The organism is Janibacter massiliensis, from assembly GCF_900289115.1.
Classification (GTDB): Bacteria; Actinomycetota; Actinomycetes; order Actinomycetales; family Dermatophilaceae; genus Janibacter_A; species Janibacter_A massiliensis.
The window spans coordinates 1,148,702-1,163,995 of record NZ_LT985196.1 but is presented as its reverse complement, the minus strand read 5'-3'; the positions used below and the strand labels follow the sequence as shown (position 1 = coordinate 1,163,995).

General features: G+C 73.8%; 15 protein-coding genes. 2 read left to right on the top strand and 13 right to left on the bottom strand.

The genetic code is table 11. The features are described from left to right. Positions 1-2 precede the first annotated feature (2 nt). From tsaD to glmS, 8 genes are all read right to left on the bottom strand, one after another. Positions 3-1,082, bottom strand: coding sequence for a tRNA (adenosine(37)-N6)-threonylcarbamoyltransferase complex transferase subunit TsaD (tsaD, locus tag DAA34_RS05700; protein ID WP_106817986.1), 1,080 nt, complete (start codon positions 1,080-1,082; stop codon positions 3-5). Then, complete coding sequence (rimI, locus tag DAA34_RS05695) at positions 1,079-1,552, bottom strand: ribosomal protein S18-alanine N-acetyltransferase (protein WP_106817985.1); 474 nt, start codon at positions 1,550-1,552, stop codon at positions 1,079-1,081. The genes tsaD and rimI overlap by 4 nt, the downstream gene beginning before the upstream one ends. After that, a complete protein-coding gene (gene tsaB, locus DAA34_RS05690) occupies positions 1,549-2,271 on the bottom strand; it encodes a tRNA (adenosine(37)-N6)-threonylcarbamoyltransferase complex dimerization subunit type 1 TsaB (protein ID WP_106817984.1) in 723 nt (240 codons plus the stop codon). The genes rimI and tsaB overlap by 4 nt, the downstream gene beginning before the upstream one ends. Then, the gene (gene tsaE / locus DAA34_RS05685; RefSeq protein WP_106817983.1) at positions 2,268-2,768 is read right to left on the bottom strand and encodes a tRNA (adenosine(37)-N6)-threonylcarbamoyltransferase complex ATPase subunit type 1 TsaE; all 501 of its coding nucleotides are present in this window, start codon (positions 2,766-2,768) and stop codon (positions 2,268-2,270) included. Before tsaE ends, tsaB begins: the two co-directional genes overlap by 4 nt. Beyond that, positions 2,765-3,937, bottom strand: a complete 1,173-nt coding sequence (locus tag DAA34_RS05680; RefSeq protein ID WP_106817982.1) for an alpha/beta fold hydrolase — start codon at positions 3,935-3,937, stop codon at positions 2,765-2,767. Before DAA34_RS05680 ends, tsaE begins: the two co-directional genes overlap by 4 nt. Next, complete coding sequence (alr, locus tag DAA34_RS05675; protein WP_106817981.1) at positions 3,930-5,138, bottom strand: alanine racemase; 1,209 nt, start codon at positions 5,136-5,138, stop codon at positions 3,930-3,932. The genes DAA34_RS05680 and alr overlap by 8 nt, the downstream gene beginning before the upstream one ends. 145 nt (positions 5,139-5,283) lie before the next feature. After that, entirely contained in the window at positions 5,284-6,774 is a 1,491-nt protein-coding gene (locus DAA34_RS05670; protein ID WP_106817980.1) for a bifunctional ADP-dependent NAD(P)H-hydrate dehydratase/NAD(P)H-hydrate epimerase, read from the bottom strand. A gap of 13 nt (positions 6,775-6,787) precedes the next feature. Beyond that, on the bottom strand, positions 6,788-8,647 hold the full coding sequence (gene glmS / locus DAA34_RS05665; RefSeq protein WP_106817979.1) for a glutamine--fructose-6-phosphate transaminase (isomerizing): 1,860 nt from the start codon (positions 8,645-8,647) through the stop codon (positions 6,788-6,790). Between the two features lie 64 nt (positions 8,648-8,711). On the opposite strand from glmS, the gene coaA reads away from it, so the two are divergent. After that, complete coding sequence (gene coaA, locus DAA34_RS05660) at positions 8,712-9,671, top strand: type I pantothenate kinase (RefSeq protein ID WP_234354127.1); 960 nt, start codon at positions 8,712-8,714, stop codon at positions 9,669-9,671. A gap of 39 nt (positions 9,672-9,710) precedes the next feature. Here the strand turns inward: coaA and DAA34_RS05655 are convergent, their stop codons facing one another. From DAA34_RS05655 to DAA34_RS05645, 3 genes are all read right to left on the bottom strand, one after another. Beyond that, positions 9,711-10,529, bottom strand: coding sequence for an aggregation-promoting factor C-terminal-like domain-containing protein (locus DAA34_RS05655; RefSeq protein WP_106817977.1), 819 nt, complete (start codon positions 10,527-10,529; stop codon positions 9,711-9,713). A 147-nt stretch (positions 10,530-10,676) separates the two neighbouring features. After that, the gene (locus DAA34_RS05650) at positions 10,677-11,912 is read right to left on the bottom strand and encodes a PhoH family protein (RefSeq protein WP_234354260.1); all 1,236 of its coding nucleotides are present in this window, start codon (positions 11,910-11,912) and stop codon (positions 10,677-10,679) included. A gap of 565 nt (positions 11,913-12,477) precedes the next feature. Beyond that, on the bottom strand, positions 12,478-13,239 hold the full coding sequence (locus DAA34_RS05645; protein WP_199847426.1) for an isoprenyl transferase: 762 nt from the start codon (positions 13,237-13,239) through the stop codon (positions 12,478-12,480). A gap of 111 nt (positions 13,240-13,350) precedes the next feature. Between DAA34_RS05645 and trhA the strand changes: the two genes are divergently transcribed. After that, positions 13,351-14,076, top strand: coding sequence for a PAQR family membrane homeostasis protein TrhA (trhA, locus tag DAA34_RS05640; RefSeq protein WP_106817976.1), 726 nt, complete (start codon positions 13,351-13,353; stop codon positions 14,074-14,076). Between the two features lie 43 nt (positions 14,077-14,119). Here the strand turns inward: trhA and DAA34_RS05635 are convergent, their stop codons facing one another. Both DAA34_RS05635 and mca read right to left on the bottom strand, forming a co-directional pair. Beyond that, positions 14,120-14,320, bottom strand: a complete 201-nt coding sequence (locus DAA34_RS05635; protein ID WP_106817975.1) for a hypothetical protein — start codon at positions 14,318-14,320, stop codon at positions 14,120-14,122. After that, positions 14,317-15,249 carry a mycothiol conjugate amidase Mca gene (gene mca / locus DAA34_RS05630; protein ID WP_106819849.1) on the bottom strand — a complete coding sequence of 311 codons (933 nt, stop codon included), beginning with the start codon at positions 15,247-15,249 and terminating at the stop codon, positions 14,317-14,319. The genes DAA34_RS05635 and mca overlap by 4 nt, the downstream gene beginning before the upstream one ends. Between the last annotated feature and the right edge of the window lie 45 nt (positions 15,250-15,294).

Here is a 15,294-nt window from a genome sequence, read left to right as displayed (position 1 = left end):
CGTCAGTGCGGGTGGTCGTGGTCGACGTCCACCGGCAGCCCGGACTGGACGTCGGTGACCGGCATGGAGGAGTCCGCCGGCAGGTCGAGGGTGCTCGGGGCGCGGCCCTTGGCGACCATCTGCGCCCCGAGCGCAGCGACCATCGCCCCGTTGTCGGTGCAGAGCGCGCGCCGGGGGATGCGGACCTCGATGCCCGCGGCCGCACCGCGCTCGGCCGCCATCGCCCGCAGCCGCGAGTTCGCCGCCACACCGCCGCCGACCTGCAGCGCCGCGACGTCGTGCTCGCGGCAGGCGAGGATCGCCTTGCGGACGAGGACGTCGGTGACCGCCTCCTGGAAGGACGCCGCGACGTCGGCGACGGGCACGTCCCGCCCGGCGGCACGCTCGGCCTCGACCCACCGGGTCACGGCCGTCTTCAGACCCGAGAACGAGAAGTCGAACCGGTGCCGCTCCATGTCGCGGCGGGAGGTGAGGCCGCGGGGGAAGTCGATGGTGATCTCGCCCTCGCTCGCCGCCCGGTCGATGTGCGGCCCGCCCGGGAACGGCAGGCCCAGGACCCGGGCGACCTTGTCGAAGGCCTCCCCCGCGGCGTCGTCGATCGTCGCGCCGAGGGAGCGGACGTCGCACGTGACGTCGGGGACGAGCAGCAGCGAGGAGTGCCCTCCGGAGACGAGCATCGCCAGCGTCGGCTCGGGCAGGGGGCCGTGCTCGATGATGTCGACCGCGACGTGCGAGGCGAGGTGGTTGACGCCGTAGAGGGGGATGCCCAGGCCGAGCGCCAGCGCCTTGGCGGAGGCGACGCCGACCATGAGCGCCCCGGCAAGGCCGGGGCCGGAGGTGACGGCGATCGCGTCGAGGTCGGACAGCCGCACCCCGGCCTGGGCGCACGCCCGTTCGATCGTCGGGACCATCGCCTCGAGGTGGGCGCGGCTGGCGATCTCCGGGACGACCCCGCCGAACCGGGCGTGCTCGTCGACGCTGCTCGCGACGGCGTCGACGAGGAGGGTCTGTCCGTGGACGATGCCGACGCCGGTCTCGTCGCACGAGGTCTCGATGCCCAGGACGAGGGGGTGCTCGCTCATGCCGCTCCTGCCTGCTGCGTGCTCGCGCGGAGGACGAGCGCGTCCACCGGGTCGGACCCCGGGTTTCGGTAGTACCCGCGCCGGGTGCGGACGGTCGTGAAGCCCGCGTCGGCGTAGAGCGCGAGCGCCGCGGCGTTGTCGGCGCGGACCTCGAGGACGACGTCGCGGGCGCCGCGGGCCCGGGCGCGGGCGAGCAGCGAGTCGAGCAGGACGCGCCCGATCCCACGACGCCGGGCGGAGGGGACGACGGCGATGGTCATGACGTCGGCGACGTCGCCCTGGTCGTCGATCCCGGCGTAGCCGACGAGGTCCCCGCCGTCCTGCGCGACGACGTACTCCCGGCGCGGACGCGCGGCCAGCTCCTCCCACCACGAGCGGGCGTCCCACGCCTCGTGGCCGAACAGCCCCCGCTCCAGCGGGAGGATCACGTCGAGGTCACGCCAGGACAGGGGCCGGACGGTCACGCTCACGGGGTGTCCTTCGATGGTTCGAGGACGTCCGAGCGCCGCACCGGGGTCGGCGAGGTCGCCGGCTTCGGGGCGCCGGGCTCCTGAGCGTCGGGCCGGCGCAGGTAGAGCGGGGTCGTCGGCATCGGGGAGCCGGCCCGGATCCCGTCCACGGCCACCCGGGCGAGGGCGGCCGCGTCGACGTCGAGCAGCGGGCGCCCCGGGGCGGTGAGCGGGTGGGCGAGCGCGTCAGGGTAGAGCAGCGGGCCTCGGCCGACGGTCGGCAGGGCGCGCAGCGCGTCGGGAAGCTCGGCAGCCCGGGCGACCCCGGGGCCCTCCACGCGCTCCCCGTCGCGGTACCGCGCCCAGTAGACCTCCCGGCGGCGGGCGTCGGTGGCGACGAGGACCTCGGTCTCCTGCGGGTGCGCCTCGCGCGCGGCCCGCGCGAGCGCGTCGAGCGAGCACACGCCGTGGACCCGTGCACCGGTCGCGTGGCCGAGGGTGAGTGCGGTGACGATCCCGACGCGCAGCCCCGTGAACGGGCCCGGGCCGGTGCCGACAACGATGTCGGACAGCGCCCGCGGGGACCAGCCGGCGTCGCCGAGCACCGCCTCGATCGTCGGCGCGAGATGCTCGGTGTAATGGCGCGCGTCCTCGACCGATCGGGCGGCGAGCACCGTCGTGCCGTCGTGGGCGGCCACGGTGATCGCCGAGGTCGCGGTGTCGAGCGCGAGCAGCCTCATCGGTCCGCCTCCGGGTGCGAGGTGCGGGTGAGCGCGGCGAGCGTCGCCGCGTCCCAGCGGGTGCCGCGCGGGTGCAGCGTCACCGTCCGCACCTCGCTCGCCGGGTCGACGTCGATCCGGATCTCGAGCCGGTCGGGGCTCAGGCCCTCGGCCAGGCCCGCGCCCCACTCGACGACGGTGACGGAGTCCGCGACGTCCGCGTCCAGGTCGAGGTCGTCGAGCTCGGCGGCACCCCCGAGCCGGTAGGCGTCGACGTGCACGAGCGCGGGGCCGCCGGTGAGCGAGGGGTGGACGCGGGCGATGACGAACGTCGGGGAGGTGACCGCGCCGCGCACCCCCAGGCCCTCGCCGATGCCGCGGGTCAGGGTGGTCTTCCCCGCACCGAGCCCGCCGGTGAGGACGAGCAGGTCGCCCGCGGCGGCGGCACGCCCCAGCCGGACGCCGAAGGCGTGCGTCGCCTCGGGGTCGACGAGCGTGAGGGTGCTCGGCCCGCTCATCGAGCCGTCCCCCGGCGGTCGGACGGGCGCCCCGACCGCGGGCGGTCCTGCGCGCGCCGCGCGCCGCGCTCGATCAGGGCCCGCAGCTGACGGTTGACGACGTCGGCGGCCTCGAACGTGATGATGTGCCCGGCCCCGGGGACGACGACGTGGCGCGCGTGCGGCACGAGCCGGACGATGTCGTCGCTGTGCCCGGGCGGGGTGAGCCGGTCGCGGGACCCGTTGAGGACGAGGACCTCGACCTCCTGCAGATGGGCGAGCGCCTCCCGGACGTCGAGGTCGTCCAGGTGCGGCAGGAACGACGCCGTGGTCCGCAGCGGGGTGCCCATGATCATGTCGGCGGTGTAGCGGATCATGTCGGGCGTCGCGCTGCGCCCGAACCCGTAGTGCGCGACCGCCGAGTACTCGACGTCCCGCCCGATCCGGCGCAGCCCGCCGAAGAGCCGCTGCCGACGGTGCAGCCCCGCCATCACGCCCGGGCCCAGTCGGAGGAAGGCGCTGTCGAAGACCTTGCCCAAGCCGATCGTCACCAACCCCATGCCTCCTGCGCTCGTCGCGACGAGTCCGACCGCGACGACCCGCTCGGCGACGACCTCGGGGAACTGCCCGGCGAACGACTCGACCGACATCCCGCCCATGGAGTGGCCGACGAGGACGAGCGGACCGGTCGGTGCGACGTGGTCGACGACGGAGCGCAGGTCGCGGCCGAGCTGGTCGATCGTGCAGCGCTCCCGGTCGCTCTCCCCCGACAGCCCGTGGCCGCGCTGGTCGTAGGTGACGACGCGGTACCCGGCCGCGGCGAGGTCCGCCCGCTGGAAGGCCCACGAGGTGAGGTCGAGCGTGTAGCCGTGCGCGAGGACGACCGTGGGGACCTCGCCGTCGACCCGCGCGGCGTCGGTCGCGCCCGGCTCGGGCTCGTCGATCTCGACGTGGAGGTTCACCCCGTCCTCGGCGACGACCGTGAGGGTCTCGTCGGCCCGGATGCCGTACGGACCGGCGGTCGGCACGCCGTGGTCGTCGGTGCAGGCCCGGTGCAGGAGGGCCGCGCTCGCGGCGGCACCGGCGATCCCGATGCCCGCGGCGGAGGCGGCCGTCACCTGCGCGCGGCGTCGCCCGACGGGGTTCGGGGTCGTGCGAGGCGTGCGCGACCTGCGCGTCCGCTCAGCCATCGGCGTCCTCCCTCCCTGCGGTCCCGACGAGGACCCGCGGCACCCGCGGACCGATCCTCGTGACGATCTCGTAGTTGATCGTGCCGCACGCCTCCGCCCAGTCCTGCGCGGTGGGTTCGTCGTCCGCCCCCCGGCCGAAGAGGACGAGCTCCTCCCCCGGCTCGGCGTCGAGGCCCGCGGCACCGAGGTCGACGACGAACTGGTCCATGCACACCCGGCCGGCGATCCGGGCGCGGGTGCCACGCACGGCGACCGGACCGGCGTTGAGCGCCGCCCTCGGGATGCCGTCGGCATACCCGATGGGGACGAGACCGAGGCGGGTGGCCGCGGGGGTCGTGTACTCGTGGCCGTAGGAGACGCCCTGCCCGGCGGGCGCGTCCTTGACGGAGCTGAACCGGGCCAGCAGCCGCATCGCCTCGCGGAGCCCGAACCGCTGCGGGGCGCCGAGATCGGGCACCGGGGACAAGCCGTAGACGGCGAGGCCGGGGCGGACGAGGTCGAAGCGGGCCTGCGGGTCGGTGAGGGTGGCGGCGGAGTTGGCCAGATGCCGGACCTGCGGCCGGATGCCGGCCCGCTCGGCCTCGGCGATCGCCTCGACGAAGCGCTCCCGCTGGGCGCGGACGGTCGGGTGGTCGGGCGCATCGGCCCACGCGAGGTGGGACCAGATGCCGACGATGTCGATGGCGCCCTCGGCAACCAGCGGCCCGGCGGCGGCGAGGAGCTCGGTCCAGCCGTCGCCGAGCGCCCCGCCACGACCCAGGCCGGTGTCGACCTTGAGGTGGACGCGGACGGTGCGGCCGGTGGCACGGGCGGCGTCGGCCATCGAGGCGAGGGCCCATGGCTGCCCGGCGGAGAGGTCGATATCGGCCTGCACGGCCGGGGCGAGGTCGGTGCCCGGGACGTGGATCCACGACAGCAGCGGCGCGGTGACCCCGGCGGCCCGCAGGTCGAGCGCCTCGGCGACCTGGGCCACCCCGAGCCACGAGGCCCCACGGGCGAGCGCCGCGCGCGCGGAATGAGCCAGTCCGTGCCCGTATGCGTCGCCCTTGACGACGGCCATGACGGGGGTGCCGCCGGCGTGCTCGCGGAGTGCGGCGACGTTGTCGGCGATCGCGTCGAGGTCGATCTCCGCCCACGCGGAGAGCCCGGCGGTGTCGGTCGGCGCCAACCCGTCCGGCGCGAGCTCCATCGGTCCGGTCATCGGTGGGGGAGTCTACGACCCGACCGCACCCGCCCTCGGCCGCGCCGCCCGGGCAGCCCGATCCTTCGCGCACAGCGAACCGGCTCGTGGTCACCGGATCCGGTGACCACGAGCCGGTTCGGTCGGCGGGAAGGGCTGGGCGGTCTCAGCGGGTGAGGAGCGCGGCGATCGTCGCCGGAAGGCGGTCGACGATGGCGCTCGCGCGGACCGGTCCCCAGGGGTTCGCGTCGTCCCCGGCCACGCCGTGGACGAGGGCGCCGAGCGCCCCGGCAAGGTCGAGCGGCAGCCCCGCCGCGGCCAGGGTGCCGAGGATCCCGGCGAGCACGTCGCCGCTGCCCGCCGTCGCGAGCCACGCCGGGGCGTCCGCCTGGACCCAGACCGGGGCGCCCTCCTCCGGCGGGACGACGAGCGTCGCGCTCCCCTTGAGCAGGACGACCGCCCCCGTGGCCCGGGCGAGCCGGCGCGCGTGTCCGAGCCGGTCCGCGACGACCCCCTCCGCCGAAACCTCATCTCCCTCGAGCCGGGAGAGCATCCGCGCGCACTCCCCCGCGTGCGGGGTGAGGAGCGTCGGCGCCGACCGCGGCCCGTCGAGCAGGTCGAGCCCGCCCGCGTCGAGCACGACCGGCAGGTCGCTCGCGAGCGCAGCACGGGCTACGTCGAGCTGCGCCGCCGATCCCGCGGCGCTCGAGGCGACGTCGAGCCCGGGACCGACGACCCAGGCCTGGACCCTCCCGTCGCCGTGGACGGCCTCCGGGACGGCAGCCCGGACGAGTGCCTCCGGCGTCGGCGTCCCGACGTACCGGACCATCCCCGCCCCTGAGGCCACGGCCGCACCTGTCGTCAGCAGCGGCGCCCCCGTGTAGTCCTCACCGCCGGCGACGACCCCGACGACGCCGCGGGTGTACTTGTCGTCCTCCGGTCCCGGAACGGGCCACACCGCCGCCACGTCGTCCCGCGTCAGCCGTCGTACGGCGGGGACCGGACGGTCGTCACCGCCGGCCTCGTCCTCGAGGTCGAGCCCGATCGGGACGACGGTGAGCACCCCGCAGGCCGCCGACGTCGCGGGGAGCAGGTGCACCGGCTTGGGCACGCCGAAGGTGACCGTTTCGTCCGCGAAGACCCCGTCGGCATGAAGCGCCGAGCCAGCCGGATCATGCCCGCTCGGCACATCGGCGGCGACGACCCACGCGTCCTCGTCGATCGCTGCCACCCAGGCCCGAGCCACCTCGGGCAGCCCCGGCCGGCCCCCGATCCCGAGGATCCCGTCGACGACGACATCGGCCTCGCCGATGAGCTCGGTGACCTCGTCCGGCCCGGCGTCCTCCCCCAGGAGGACCCCACCGGCCCGGCGGAGGGCGTCGACCCCGCCCTCGTGGGCGGCCGCCGTACGGACCGCGGCCACGTCGTGCCCGTCCGCCGCGAGACGGGCGAGCGCGTGCAGGACGTCACCACCGTTGTTGCCCGGCCCGACGAGACCGACGACACGCCCCGGCTCGCCCGTGCCCTCCGGCAGCCGGGCGGCGACGACGCCCGCGAGCCCCTCGGCCGCCCGCCGCATGAGCTCACCGGAGCGCAGCTCGTCCCCGAGCCGCTCCTCGGCGGCGCGGACGTCCTCGACGGACCAGGCCTCGATCACGCGGGCTCGCGCCTCACTCGACCGTGACGGACTTCGCGAGGTTGCGGGGCTGGTCGACGTCGAGCCCCTTGGCGGTCGACAGGTGGAGCGCGAACACCTGCAGCGGCACGACCGCGAGCAGCGGCTGGAGCAGCGGCGAGGTGTGCGGGATCCGGATGACCTCGTCCGCGAAGGGCTCGACGTCCGTGTCGCCGTCCTGGGCGATGACGAGAGTGCGCGCGCCGCGGGCCCGGATCTCCTGGATGTTGCTCACGACCTTCTTGTGCAGCTCGTGCGGGGTGTCCGGGCCGGGGACGACGACGAACACCGGCTGCCCGGCGTCGATGAGCGCGATCGGGCCGTGCTTGAGCTCACCGGCGGCGAAGCCCTCGGCGTGGATGTACGCGAGCTCCTTGAGCTTGAGCGCGCCCTCCATCGCCACGGGGAACCCGACGTGCCGCCCGAGGAAGAGCACCGAGCGGGTGTCGGCCATGAAGCGGGCGATCTCCTCGACCCGGTCCATCGACCCCAGAACCTGCTCGATCTTCTCGGGGATCCCCCGCAGCTCCTGCATGACCTGCGCGGCGTCGTCGGCGTACGTCCCGCCGCGCAGCTGTGCGAGGTAGAGGCCCAGGACGTAGCAGGCGGTGATCTGGGCGAGGAAGGCCTTCGTCGACGCGACCGCGATCTCCGGGCCGGCGTGCGTGTAGAGCACCGCGTCCGACTCGCGCGGGATCGTCGACCCGTGCGTGTTGCAGATCGACAGGGTCCGCGCGCCGAGCTCGCGGGCGTGCTTGACCGCCATGAGGGTGTCCATCGTCTCGCCCGACTGGCTGATCGACACGACGAGCGTGCGCTCGTCGACGATCGGGTCGCAGTAGCGGAACTCGTGGGCCAGCGACACCTCGACGGGGATGCGCGTCCAGTGCTCGATCGCGTACTTGGCCGTCATGCCCGCGTAGGCGGCGGTGCCGCACGCGACGACGTAGATGCGGTCGACCGCGCGCAGCTCGTCCTCGCTGACCCTCATGTCGTCGAGGACGAGGCGACCGTCCTCGTCGGTGCGACCGAGGAGGGTGTCGGCCACCGCGTGCGGCTGCTCGTGGATCTCCTTCTCCATGAAGGTGTCGTAGCCGCCCTTCTCGGCGGCCGCGGCGTCCCAGGTCACCGCGTACGGCTTGCCCTGGCCGGGCGCGCCGTCGAAGCCGACGATCGAGTACCCCTCCGGGGTGATCGTGACGATCTGGTCCTGCTCGAGCTCGACGGCCTGCCGGGTGTGCCCGATGAAGGCCGCGACGTCGGAGCCGAGGAACATCTCCCCGTCCCCGACACCGACGACGAGCGGGGAGTTGCGACGGGCCGCGACGATCGTCCCGGGGCTGTCCCGGTGGACCGCCAGCAGGGTGAACGCGCCCTCGAGGCGGGCGACGACGGACTGCATCGCGGCGGTCAGGTCGCCCGTGCGTGCGTACTCCCGGCCCAGGAGCTGGGCCGCGACCTCGGTGTCGGTCTCGGAACGGAACGAGACACCGGTGTCGAGGAGCTGGGCCTTGAGCTGGTGGAAGTTCTCGATGATCCCGTTGTGGACGAGCGCGAGCGCGTCGTCCTCGCCGCCGAGGTGCGGGTGGGCGTTCTCGTCGGTCGGTCCGCCATGGGTGGCCCACCGGGTGTGGCCGATGCCCGTGCTCGAGGCCGCGAGCGGGTGCGCGGCGATCTCGGTCCGGAGGTTCTCGAGCTTCCCGGCGCGCTTGCGCTGGTCGATGCCCGACTCCGTCACGAGGGCGACGCCCGCCGAGTCGTAGCCGCGGTACTCCAGCCGCGCGAGCCCCTCCATGACGACGTCGAGGGGCGTGCTGCCCGTGTCACGGCCGACGTATCCGACGATTCCACACATGAGGCCGAGCGTAGTCCGGCGGTGGCTCCCGCGCCCGATCGACCGCGTGAGGCAGGATGTCGGCGTGCCGCACCACCCCACCGGCTCGAGCCTGCCCTCGCCGTACGTGGACCTCGACCGCCGGGCCTGGGCGCGCCTGCGGGAGAACCATCCGCTGAGTCTCGACGCCGCCGACGTCGAGCGGCTCCGCGGGCTCGGCGACCAGCTCGACCTGCGCGAGGTCGAGGAGGTCTACCTGCCCCTGTCGCGGTTGTTGCACTTCTACGTCGAGGCGACCTACGGCCTGCACCTGGCCACGAGCGAGTTCCTCGGCGAGCGGCCGGGCCGGACCCCGTTCGTCATCGGCGTCGCCGGGTCGGTCGCGGCGGGGAAGTCGACGACCGCGCGGATACTCAAGGAGCTGCTCTCCCGCTGGCCGCACACCCCGAGCGTGGAGCTCGTGACGACGGACGGCTTCCTCCTGCCGAACGCCGAGCTGGAGCGGCGGGGCATCCTCCACCGCAAGGGGTTCCCCGAGTCGTACGACCGCCGGGCCCTGCTGCGGTTCGTCTCGGAGGTGAAGGCTGGCCGTGACCTCGTGCGGGCACCGGTGTACTCCCACCTCGTCTACGACATCGTGCCCGGCGAGTTCGTCGAGGTCGCCCGCCCGGACGTCCTCATCATCGAGGGCCTCAACGTCCTGCAGCCCCCGCGGGTCATGGCCGACGGTCGGACGGGCCTGGCCGTGAGCGACTTCTTCGACTTCTCCGTGTACGTCGACGCCTCGCTCGAGGACCTGCGGACGTGGTACGTCGAGCGCTTCCTCCGGCTGCGGGAGACGGCGTTCTCCGACCCGAACAGCTATTTCCGCCGGTACGCCTCGCTGTCGGACGACGAGGCGCGCGAGACCGCGCTGGACGTGTGGCTGAGCATCAACGAGCCGAACGTCCGGGAGAACGTCGAGCCGACGAAGGGCCGGGCCACCCTCGTGCTGACGAAGGGCGCGCGCCACGCGGTGACGCGGATCCGGCTGCGGAAGGTGTGAGACCGCGCGCGATCCGCCTGCGGCCGTGGCCAGGCCCGGTCAGTACCAGTGGGGGTTGCGCGAGTTCCAAGCGTTCCACGCGTTGCACGGGCTGCCGTACGCGTCCTTGATGTACTGGATGCCCCAGCGCATCTGCGTCTCGGGGTTGGTCCGCCAGTCCGGCCCCGCGGCCGCCATCTTCTCCGCGGGCAGCGACTGCGGGATGCCGTAGGCGCCCGAGGAAGCGTTCGTCGCGTCCCAGCGCCAGTCGCTCTCACCGATCCACAGCGACTCCAGGCACGCCCACTGGCCGTCGTCGAAGCCCGCCTCGTGCATGATCTCGACGGCGTACGGCTTGGGGTCGGCCTGGATCGCCGCGATGCGCTCGGCCGCCGCGGAGGCCGTCTGGCTCGTCGACGCCTTCGACGTCGGGGCGCCCGCCTGCTGCCCGGTGGTCTCGGAACCCGTCGCCTCGGCCTCCGCCTCGACGGAGCGCTTCGCCTTGGCCTTGGTCTCGTCGGCGATCGCCGTCGTCCGGCCGAGGGCGGTGTTGCGGGCGGCGGTCGACCCCTCGACGAGCTGCGCGCGCTGGATCTGGGGGCTCGGGACCTGTGCGACTCGGGCCGCGCCGCGCGAGGCCGTGCCCGCGGAACGGTCGAGGAGCACCGACTCGACCGACCGACCAGCGGCCGCCGGGCGCGCGACCGGCGCGTCGTCGAGGCGAGCCGCGCCGACCAGGTCCTCGTCCCCGAAGGCGACCGCGGCGCCGCTGCCGGCCACGAGGAAACCAGCGACACCGAGCCCGACGAGGGGCTTGCCGACGACGGCCGGCACCGTCCGGCGACGCGGGGCGCCGTGCTTCGGGGTGTAGCGGGGCAAGGGGGCTCCTGACGATCGTCCGGGCGGGACCAGCACCCGGGTCGGGGGTCGGCGACGGGCAGGGGGTCCCGTTACCAAAGCGAGACATTAGGGCGCGCCACCCCGCGACGCAACCGCGGGGTGGCGCGCCTCACAGCGGGCCGAGCCTCAGAGCTCGACGCCCTCGAGCAGGTCGGTGACCAGCGCGGCGATCGGGCTGCGCTCGGAACGGGTGAGGGTGATGTGCGCGAAGAGCGGGTGCCCCTTGAGCTTCTCGATGACGGCGGCGACGCCGTCGTGCCGACCGACGCGCAGGTTGTCCCGCTGGGCCACGTCGTGGGTGAGGACGACCTTGGAGTTCTGGCCGATCCGGGACAGGACGGTGAGCAGGACGTTGCGCTCGAGCGACTGGGCCTCGTCGACGATGACGAAGGCGTCGTGCAGCGACCGACCGCGGATGTGCGTCAGCGGCAGGACCTCGAGCATCTCGCGGTCGACGATCTCCTCGACGACCTCCTTGCTGACGATCGCGCCGAGGGTGTCGAAGATAGCCTGCGCCCAGGGCCCCATCTTCTCCTGCTCGCTGCCGGGCAGGTAGCCCAGCTCCTGGCCGCCGACGGCGAAGAGCGGCCGGAAGACGATGACCTTGCGCTGGGCCCGCCGCTCCATCACCGACTCGAGCCCGGCGCACAGCGCGAGGGCGCTCTTGCCCGTCCCGGCCCGGCCGCCGAGGCTGACGATGCCGACGTCGGGGTCGAGGAGGAGGTCCAGGGCGATCCGCTGCTCCGCCGAGCGGCCGTGCAGGCCGAAGGCGTCCCGGTCGCCGCGGACGAGGCGGACCTGCCGGTCGGCCGTGACCCGCCCGAGCCCGCCGCCGCGCGGGGAGGCGAGCTTGAGCCCGGTGTTGACGGGCAGGTCCCCGACCTCGACGTCGTCGATCCGGCCGTTGTCGTAGAGGGCGTCCATCTGCTCGGCCGTCACCTGCACCTCGGCCATGCCGGTCCACCCGGTCTCGACGGCGAGCTCGGCCCGGTACTCCTCGGCCTCCAGCCCGACGGCCGAGGCCTTGACCCGCATCGGCAGGTCCTTGCTGACGATCGTCACGTCGCGACCCTCGTTCGCGAGGTTGCGGGCGACCGCGAGGATGCGGGTGTCGTTGTCGCCGAGCCGGAAGCCGGCGGGCAGCGAGCTGGGGTCGGTGTGGTTGAGCTCGACGTGGATGGTGCCGCCCTCGTCCCCGACGGGGATGGGCCGGTCGAGGTGACCGTGCTGGATGCGCAGGTCGTCGAGGAACCGCAGGGCGGATCGGGCGAAGTACCCGAGCTCTGGATGGTGGCGCTTGCCCTCGAGCTCGGTGATGACGACGACCGGCAGGACGACCTCGTGCTCGGCGAAGCGCATCATCGCGCGGGGGTCGGACAGCAGGACCGACGTGTCGAGCACGTAGGTGCGGGTGCGGGTGCTCAGGTCGGCGGGGTCGTGCGCGTCGGGGGCTCCGTCCGGGATGGCGGCGGCGAAGGTGGTCGGGTCGAGGTCGATGGCCACGTTCTCTCCTCCACGCACGCGCCGCACGGGCGCGTGCGCGCTCAGCGTCGGTGCGGGTACCGGGACCGGGCCCGCCGGAGCGGGGACCGGGACCGGCCCCCTCGGCTCGCCGTCACACCGGTGACGGTCGCTGCCAGCTCCATCGGGCCTCCCGTGACGCCTGCGGGTGCGGTGCGTCCCTTGCACACTAGGTCGGCCGATCGACGCACCCGGGTGCGGGGTGCGGGCGTGTCGGGGGGAGTTCACCCAGCGGTCATGTGGGGCCTGTGGCGGGTGGGACGAGCGGTGTCGGCGGGGCTGAAGTGGCTGCGGGTCGCGGGCGTAGGTGGGGAAGGTGGCGCTGAGGTCGATCTCCCCGCGCTCACCGGGGGGTTCGGGTGGGGAAGGTGGCGCTGAGGTCGATTCCCCCGGGCGGAACGCCGGCTCAGGTGCCGAACCGGCGGTGCCGCTCGGCGTACGCGCGCAGGGCACGGAGGAAGTCGACCCGCCGGAACTCGGGCCAGTACGCCTCGCAGAAGTAGTACTCGCTGTGCGCGCTCTGCCACAGGAGGAAGCCCGAGAGCCGCTGCTCCCCCGAGGTCCGGATGACCAGGTCGGGATCCGGCTGCCCCTTGGTGTAGAGGTGCGCCGCGATGTCCTCCATCGTCACCTCGCCCGCGACCTCTTCCAGGGTGGCACCCTCGGCCGCCCGCGCCCGCAGCAGCGAGCGCACGGCGTCGGTGATCTCCCGCCGACCGCCGTAGCCGACCGCGACGTTGACGACCAGCCCCTCGACGTGGTCCGTCGCGGCGGCCGAGGCACTCAGCGCATCCGCGGTCGCCGGCGGGAGCAGGTCGAGCGCGCCGACGACGTTGAGCCGCCACCGCCCCGTCTCCGCGAGGTCCGCGACGACGCCGGTGATGATCTGCAGGAGCGGGTGCAGCTCCTCCGTCGGGCGCGAGAGGTTGTCCGTCGACAGCAGCCACAGGGTGACGACCTCGACGTCGGCGTCCTCGCACCAGCCGAGGAAGTTGCCGATGTTCTCCGCGCCGGCCCGGTGGCCCTCTTCGGTCCCGGCACCGCGCGCCTTGGCGAACCGTCGGTTGCCGTCGAGGATGACGCCCACGTGCCGCGGGGTCTGCCGGTCCTGGAGGCTCTTGGAGACGCGCCGCTCGTAGGCCGCGTACAGCAGGTCGCCGATCTCCACGAGGGACGACGGTACCCGCCCTGCCTGCACGTCCGCCGGGCGTCGACCACGGACGTGACCTCACCAACCTGACGAGCGGCTACCTACGCGCCCGTAGGTACGCTGGGCGGCATGAGGGCCAACGACCGGATCGAGAGCGCCAAGGACCACGTCGAGCACGCCGTGGAACAGGTCGAGCACGCGGTCGAGGCCGTCGTCGACCGGGTCAAGCCCCACCTGCGCGGCTGGCTGCACGCCGTCATGGCGCCCCTGGCCGTGCTGTCGGGCCTGATCCTCGTCGCCTTCGCGCCGACCCGGGACGGACGCCTCGCCGCGGCCGTGTTCACGATCACCGCCGGACTGCTCTTCGGTGTCTCCGCGCTGTACCACCGCGGGACGTGGAGCACCGGGTGGGACACCGCCCTCCGGCGGATGGACCACGCGAACATCTTCCTCATCATCGCGGGCAGCTACACGCCGTTCGCGCTGCTGCTGGACCGGGACGGTGCCCGCACGATGCTCGCGATCGTCTGGGGCGGGGCGGTCGTCGGGCTGCTCTTCCGCGTGCTGTGGGTCAGCGCCCCTCGCTGGCTCTACGTCCCGGTGTACCTCGCGCTCGGGTGGGTCGCAATCTTCTACCTGGAACCGCTCCTCGCCGGCGGCGGACCCCTGGTCCTCGCGCTCATCGCGCTGGGCGGGCTGCTGTACACCGCCGGAGCACTCGTCTACGGCCTCAAGCGCCCGAACCCGTCACCGCGCTGGTTCGGCTTCCACGAGGTCTTCCACACCCTGACGATCCTTGCCTTCGTCAGTCACTACGTCGCCGCCTCGGTCACCCTCTACGACCGGGTCGCCTGACCCGGACGCGCTGGGGCACGAGACGCCTCGACGCCTCGACGCCTCAGCGCTCGCGCCGGTGCCGCTCCGCACGGCGCTGCGCCGCCTCGGCCGCAAGGTCGTCGCCCCGGGCGATCGCGGTGTTCCTCATGTTCCGCATCCGTCGCAGCATGCTGCGGACGAGGAGGACGAGCACCAGGGCGAGGACGAAGAAGAGGATGAACCCCCACATCCCCGCTGACACGGACTGGTTGACCGGGTTCATACGTGGAACTCCACCGTCGGTGCGATGCGGTCGTCTCGCACGAGCGGCAGGTCGGCGCGCGTGGCGAGGGCGTCGGCCGCGGCGACCTCCGCGGGGATGCCGGCGAAGAGGTCGTCCTCGTCGTCGTCCGTCTCGACGTGGCTGAGGGCGAGCTCGTACTCCTCGGTCGGCCACACCTCGGCCTGCGCCTCGAGGTCCAGCGCGAAGAACGACCCGTTCGGGTCGATCTGCGTCCGGTGCGCCAGGAGCGCCTCGTCCCGGACGGCGAAGAAGTCCGAGCAGGCAACCCGCGTCGTCACCGGGCGCTCGGGCTGCTCGTCCCAGCGCGCGATCCAGTCACCGAAGGGGCTCTCGGCACCGCGCGCGAGCAGCGCCTCGTGGTACGCCGTGAGCCGGGCCTTGCTGAAGCCCTGGTTGTAGTACAGCTTGAGCGGCTGCCACGGCTCCCCCGCGTCGGGGAAGCGGTCGGCGTCGCCGGCGGCGAGGAAGGCCTCGACCGACACCCGGTTGGTCATGATGTGGTCCGGGTGGGGGTAGCCGCCGTTCTCGTCGTAGGTCGTCATCACGTGCGGCCGGAAGCGCCGGATCTCGCGGACGAGGGCCTCCGTCGGCACCTCGAGCGGCTCGAGCGCGAAGCACCCGTCCGGCAGCGGCGGGCGCGGGTCGCCCTCCGGCAGGCCGGAGTCGACGAAGCCCAGCCAGGTGTGCTCGACGTCGAGGATCTCCGCGGCGCGGCGCATCTCCTCCCGCCGCACCTGGACGATGTCGCGCTGGACGTGGATGTCGTCCTCGAGCTGAGGATTGAGGACGTCGCCCCGCTCGCCCCCCGTGCAGGACACGACGAGCACCGGATGACCGTCGGCGCGGTAGCGCGCCATCGTCGCTGCACCCTTGCTCGACTCGTCGTCGGGGTGCGCGTGCACGGCCATGAGCCGCAGGCGGTCGGGGGCAGCCACAGGGGGTCCTCCGGGTGG